The sequence below is a fragment of the uncultured Mucilaginibacter sp. genome (assembly GCF_903913935.1).
In the GTDB taxonomy this organism is placed as follows: Bacteria; Bacteroidota; Bacteroidia; order Sphingobacteriales; family Sphingobacteriaceae; genus Mucilaginibacter.
The window spans coordinates 1-4,585 of the sequence record NZ_CAIWNH010000436.1 but is presented as its reverse complement, the minus strand read 5'-3'; the positions used below and the strand labels follow the sequence as shown (position 1 = coordinate 4,585).

The window sequence follows — 4,585 nt, the reverse complement described above, 5'->3', positions numbered from 1 at the left end:
TTGAGTACGGCTTATGCCATACTTTACTGCTAAAGTACGGTAAGTTATCTTCTTTACATTCCGATCATAAAGAATTGCTAATTCTATTTTTTGCTCCATCTGTAGTTTACTAATGTGTAAACCTATTTCAGGACAAGACAAGGTGGTGGAAGCTGGAACACCTGTAAAAAAATGACAGATCTAAAATACATCTACTTAAATTTGATCTATTCTGCCATCTGTAGCTTTACTTTATAACCGAAAAACACCTCCAAAACCCGCATTCGTACATACAATAACCATATTGGTGTAATAAATTATTTTATAAACACCAATTTTGCTATTTTGAAAAATAAATAACCAAATAGCGTAGGATTTTTTTTACCTAAGCCAATTGTAAATGAATTACGCTTCCGGATGCAAAAAAAAGCTCCAGCTATTAAAGACAGGCTATTTGAAAAGTTTTCAAATTAAATACCACTTAAATAACGCATATACAAACCCAGAATTCCCCGGATGAAAAAAATTGTTTGAACACATTAAACAGGCGGAATTTTAACAGACAGCAAAACGTATTAAAAGTTAATCCAAAAATAAAGGATACAAATAATATTAAGCAGACGATATACCTTAAAAACAGCGCTATGGTTTGTAAAATTTATGCTGCCTTTTTAATATTTAATATTTTTTATTTAAGCAACAATACAGTACACGCCCAAACGGATACTTCTTTTTTAGTCCACACTAATACCTTGCTTGAGAAGCAATCGATAGCCCTCCCCATCGAAAAAGTTTACCTGCAAACCGATAAAAGCAATTATGATGTATTTGACACCATTTGGTATAAAGCTTACACCGTGGCAGGAAAAAACCACCAGCTATCGGCTTTAAGCGGCGTATTGTATACCGAGCTCATCAATGCTAAAGATTCAGTGGTTTCGCGGCAGATCCTGCATTTAACTTCCGACGCAGCCTGGGGCGACCTGGTGTTGACCGGCGCCATCAAACAGGGCGAATACCAACTCCGAGCCTATACTAACTGGATGCGCAATGCGGGTTCCGAATATTTTTTTAATAAAAAGATCCATATCGGCGGCTATGATGCACCGCCGATAGTTAAACAAACCGTGCAGACAAACCCCGATGTGCAGTTCTTCCCCGAAGGCGGTGAACTGGTGAACGGGCTGCGCTGCAAAGTAGCGGTTAAATCTGTCGCGCAAAACGGCATGGGGCGGGATATTAACGGAACGATAGTGGATAATGAAGGCAATGTGATAGTTGATTTCGCCACACAGCACCTGGGTATGGGCGTTTTTGCCTTTACCCCGCAAAGTGGTAAAACCTATAAGGCAAGGATAAAAACAGGCATCGGCGAAACGGCTTTTGAGGTTGACCTCCCCAAAGCAAAGGCAGCAGGTTTTACACTGGGAGTAAATAACAGCCGGCCCGACAGCATTTTTTTGAAGGTAGCCGCAAACGAAGCTTTGTTTCAGCAAAAACAGCACAGCGCGTTTTATGTGATCGCCCAATCGGGCGGCAAGATCTACTATACCGCTCAAAGCACGCTGGAGGACCAGGTTTTTACCGCCGCAATTGATAAAAAACGTTTCCCGACAGGCATTGTGCAGTTTACCCTGTTTGCCGGCGATGGCGAGCCTTTAAACGAACGTTCGGCTTTTATCCAGAATGACGATACCCTGCAGCTTAAACTCAATAACCCGGGTAAAACTTTTTCGCCCGGGCAAAAAGTGACGCTTAACCTGGATGTGAAAAACGCGGCCGGTCAGCCGGTAATGGGCGCCTTTTCCGCAGCGGTAACTAATGAAAGTATGTTGCTCGGCGATGAAGCATCGGATCTCGAGATCTTCAGCAGCCTGTTGCTCACTTCAGATTTAAAAGGCTTTGTAGAAAAACCGGGTTATTATTTTACCAATACCAATGACCAAACCCGCGCCGACCTGGATGTATTGCTGCTAACCCAGGGTTACCAGCGTTTTGAATGGAAACAGATATTGAACAATACCCCTGCGCAAATTGCTTATCAACCCGAAACGACGCTTGACCTGGCCGGCAGCATCAAAACCTATACGGGCACGTACCTTATGCCAAAATCTCACTTATCGCCGCAAAAGATAATTATATAACGGATACGGTTACCAATGCGGAGGGTAGTTTCATTTTTAAAAACCCAGAATTGCCCGATTCAGCCAGAGTACTGCTGAGCGCTAAAAAGACCAACAACAACAATAATGTAAACATCAGTATCAACAAGCCGGGGTACGCGCCGGTGATAAAGCAAAAGCAGGCCACCTTCATTAATACAATAACCGCTGAACTGCCTGCAGCAATAAAGCCGGACAGTGTTCAAAAACGAGTACAGCAAATTATGGATCTCCGCAACCGGCGTATGCTGAAAGAGGTTACCGTTAAAGCGCATAAAGTATATCACCGTAAAAAACCTGACTTAAGCACTTCGGACAATCTTAACGGACCAGGTAACGCGGACCAGGTTATAATGGATACTGAATTGAAGGGATGTGTAAATCTTGCCGATTGCCTGGTCGGCATAATAACCGGGGTGGAAATTATTAATGGAATACCGCATAATTTACGAACAATTGGTATCCACGGGCCACCGGTGATGGTCTTGATTATTGATGGGGCTATAAACAATGATATTAAATTAGAGGATTTAAACCCGAGTATTATTCACAGCATTGAGGTATTGAAAAGTGGTTCTTATTTAGGCATATATGGAGGCAGAGCCGGTGGGGGCGCTTTAGTAATAACAACGAAGAGAGCCGGCGATAAAAGTTATTTAGAAATGGCACCGGCGCCCGGTACTTTACGATATATTTATAACGGCTTTTACAAAGCGCACGAATTTTACTCCCCCAAATATGATACCCCGCAAGACAAGGCCCTGGCAGCTGATTTGCGCGGTACTATTTTCTGGAGCCCCAATATCATTACCGGTAATGATGGTAAAACCACCCTAAATTATTATAACGGGGGCACCAAAGGCACCTACCGGGTGGTGATAGAAGGTATAAATGATGACGGCAATTTGGGCAGGCTGGTTTACAGGTATAAAGTGGAGTAAATAGAAACTCCTTACTGTTTCGGACTTATCTTTCGGGGCAATTGCATTTATATATTACATCATCCAAAACAAATACCTTTTTAATCTTCCGGCCTCCCCATCAACCAATTATAAAAACCGGGAAAATCGCCGTTCCATTGTTTTTCGTTATGGCTGGCTCCTTTTATGATGACAACCGGCACGCTGGCGCTGTTTTTAACTTTTAAGCGGATGATACCCGCCATTTTTTGAATATCCGTTACCATACTATCGCTTTCGGCATCCCCGCAAACAAAATAAAACCGCGAGGAGACGGGCAATTTTGCGTTTTGGGCATAAGTATAAATTTCAGGCGCTATCCAGAATGCCGGGGAAAAGATGCCTGCATTGCCGAATACTCCCGGGTATTTAAGGGCGGCATACATGGATATTAAGCCCCCTATCGAACTGCCTGCAATGGTTGTGTACGCCGCGCCTTTTTTTACATGATAATGCTTATCAATATAAGGCTTAAGCGTTTGTACAATAAAACGGGTGTAATCATCGCCCCTGCCCTTTCCATACCTGGAGTCGTACGGGTCATATTCAGTGATCCTGTTATCGCCGCCATGGTCAATACCCACTATAACAGATTGTTTTGCATCAGGGATTTTATCCAATATTTCATCGATACCCCATTCGCCATAACCCGATGTATATTCATCAAACAGGTTTTGCCCGTCGTGCATATAAATTACCGGGTAGTTCTTTTTTGACGATGAATAACCAGCAGGAAGGTAGATCCACACCCGCCGTTGACGCCCCAGCTGGGGAATATCAAATTTATCGCTAATGATATGCACATGCCTGCCTGCCGTGTGTGTTTTTTCAGCCTTCGCAAAATCATCCTGCCAGCCGGCAACATCCAGGTTGATGGCAGTATCTTTGGTGAGGACGAGGCTGCGGTTTTCAACAGGCTTTCCGTCCGCGGTGCATTCAACCGATTGCCAGCTTCCTTTGGTCACTTTAAATTGGTAAACCCCTTTCATGAGTTCTCTTTTCAGCTCAAATATGCTCTCTCCAACCGGGCGCAATTGCCATGCAGAATCAGCCGGATTCCAGTTGTTAAAATTGCCCGCTAAAAATAAGTGTATGCTTGACACTAACAGGTTGGCTTTTATGACCGTTTTAAAGACCACTTTTTGCTGTCCTTTTAACAAAAAATTTTGGCCGAAAAGCAAAAACGCGCAGAAAATTATTTTTTTCCTCATTAAAAAATGTCTTATTAACAGTTATTTTTCCGGGAACGTTCCCGGAAATGGGTTGCCTATGAGTAAAATTATCGATTGTGTATTTTTTACACTAATATTAAAACAAAACTTCATAATTTATTACATTAAAGGCTTTTTATTAAAAAAATTGTTAAATAATACAACTCATTTTTGTGTTTCTTTAAAGTTAAATTAGGATGATTATTTACCCCCAAAATTATCTTTTATATAATATTTGCATTTATTAAACCTAAGTGTAAATTAGTCACATGCT

3 protein-coding genes are annotated in these 4,585 nt (G+C 42.0%); 2 read left to right on the top strand and 1 reads right to left on the bottom strand.

Annotation, left to right across the window (positions count from 1 at the left end; all coding sequences use genetic code 11):
- The first annotated feature begins 623 nt into the window (after nt 1-623).
- Both QZY09_RS17500 and QZY09_RS17495 read left to right on the top strand, forming a co-directional pair.
- Nucleotides 624-2,123 (top strand): hypothetical protein, encoded by a 1,500-nt coding sequence (locus tag QZY09_RS17500; RefSeq protein WP_295674469.1) that lies wholly within the window; start codon nt 624-626, stop codon nt 2,121-2,123.
- A gap of 50 nt (nt 2,124-2,173) precedes the next feature.
- Nucleotides 2,174-3,082 (top strand): TonB-dependent receptor plug domain-containing protein, encoded by a 909-nt coding sequence (locus QZY09_RS17495; protein ID WP_295674467.1) that lies wholly within the window; start codon nt 2,174-2,176, stop codon nt 3,080-3,082.
- A gap of 80 nt (nt 3,083-3,162) precedes the next feature.
- Here the strand turns inward: QZY09_RS17495 and QZY09_RS17490 are convergent, their stop codons facing one another.
- Nucleotides 3,163-4,311 carry an alpha/beta hydrolase-fold protein gene (locus QZY09_RS17490; protein ID WP_295674465.1) on the bottom strand — a complete coding sequence of 383 codons (1,149 nt, stop codon included), beginning with the start codon at nt 4,309-4,311 and terminating at the stop codon, nt 3,163-3,165.
- Nucleotides 4,312-4,585: the final 274 nt, after the last annotated feature.